The sequence below is a fragment of the Acidovorax sp. HMWF018 genome (assembly GCF_003061035.1).
GTDB lineage: Bacteria > Pseudomonadota > Gammaproteobacteria > Burkholderiales > Burkholderiaceae_C > Acidovorax > Acidovorax delafieldii.
Window position 1 is genome coordinate 1 of record NZ_QAIM01000522.1, and the last position, 1,695, is coordinate 1,695.

Annotated in this window: 2 protein-coding genes; one reads left to right on the forward strand and one right to left on the reverse strand. The window is 64.1% G+C overall.

The window, feature by feature from the left end; all coding sequences use genetic code 11:
* Positions 1-465: ArgP/LysG family DNA-binding transcriptional regulator (locus tag DBR23_RS22195; protein ID WP_146191409.1), on the reverse strand; the 465-nt coding region annotated here is incomplete at its 3' end.
* 176 nt (positions 466-641) lie between these two features.
* Here DBR23_RS22195 and DBR23_RS22200 point away from each other — a divergent pair.
* On the forward strand, positions 642-1,695 hold a 1,054-nt coding region (locus tag DBR23_RS22200), incomplete at its 3' end, for an FAD-dependent oxidoreductase (RefSeq protein ID WP_108499602.1).

A 1,695-nucleotide genomic window follows, 5' to 3' on the forward strand; every position in this document is an offset into this window, starting at 1 on the left:
CTTGAGCGTGGTCACACAGCCCAGCACCTGGCCCGAGCGCAGCCATTCCTGCGTGAAATCCTGGTCGTCCACGATGATTTCGAGCGGCAGGCGCTGGCGCACCAGATCGTGCAGCGCACCCATGGCCCAGGTGGCGATGCTGTCGGCGTTGATGGCGATCGAGATGCGCTCGTCTTCGCGCGAGCCCCCCGGTGCGCTGGGCGCCAGCTCCTGCAGGTCGCGCTCCAGGTCGGCGCGCAACAGGCGCATCTGCTTGGTGTGCTTGAGCAGCAGCTGCCCGGCCGAGGTGGGCCGCAACGGGCGGCTGCGCACGATGAGCACCGAGCCCACCTGCGCCTCCAGCGCGCGCAGGCGCTGCGAGACGGCCGACTGCGTGACGTTCAGGCGCTGCGCGGCGCGCTCGAAGCCGCCCTCTTCAACGATGGCGGCAAGGCATTCCAGGGCGGCGGGATCGTAGGTGCTCATGGTCTCGGGCTCAAACAAAAGAGGGTTGTCTCCGCAGCGCTATTCATTAGGTGTGCTGATGTTTTTGGAGTAAGTTTAATTTTGCTTTTAGTTGAATGCAATGTCGCGCACACTGCGCCCCATCGTGTCCCGCACTGGGGCGTGTGGCACGCAAAGGCTCACAAGGCATTCCGCATATGAAAACCATTGTTCTCGGCGCCGGCATCATCGGCATCAGCACGGCGTGGCACCTGCTGGAACGCGGTCACGAAGTCATCGTGATCGACCGCCAGCCCGATGCAGCACTCGAAACCAGCTTTGCCAATGCAGCACAGATCTCGGTGAGCTACTGCGAGCCCTGGGCCAACCGCGAGGCGCCGCTCAAGGCGCTCAAATGGATGTTCGACAAGGAGGCGCCGCTGCTGTTTCGCCCGCAGATGGACTGGCAGCAATGGCGCTGGGGCCTGCAGTTCCTCGCGCAGTGCAACGATGCGGCGTTCGAGCGCAATGTGCAGCAGATTGTGGCGCTGGGCGCCTACAGCCATGCCGCACTGAAGGACCTGGTGAAAACCACGGGCATCGAATACAACCGGCTCGAACGCGGCATAGCCCACTTCTACACCGACCAGAAATCGTTTGACGCCGCAGGCCATGCGGTCGAACTGATGCGCAAGCACGGCGTACAGCGCCGCCTGGTGAGCCGCGACGAGCTGCTGCAGATCGAACCGGCCTTCAAGGCCTATGGCGACAAGATCACCGGCGGCACCTACACCAGCACCGACGAGAGCGGCGATGCACGGGTCTTCACCCAGGAACTGGCCCGCCGCTGCGCAGCGCGCGGCGCGCAGTTCCTGTACGGCCACGATGTGCTGCGGCTGAACAAGATTGGGAATGCTATTGATTCAGTAGCAGTCATGCCAAATTCCACTAGCGCGAGCGGCAAAAAAGACTTCATATTGAAGGCGGACGCCATCGTGGTGGCCTGCGGCTCGTACAGCGCACCGCTGCTGCGCAGCGTGGGCGTGGACCTGCCGATCTACCCTGGCAAGGGCTACAGCGCGACCTTCCCGCTACTCAAGCCCGAGGGCGCCCCTATGGTCTCCACCATCGACGACGGCAAGAAGATCGCCATGAGCCGCCTGGGCAACCACCTGCGCGTGGCGGGCACCATCGAGCTCAACGGCTGGGACCTGACACTCGACAGCTCCCTGGCCCGCGCGCGCTGCCACATGCTCTCGCGCCGCATCGAGG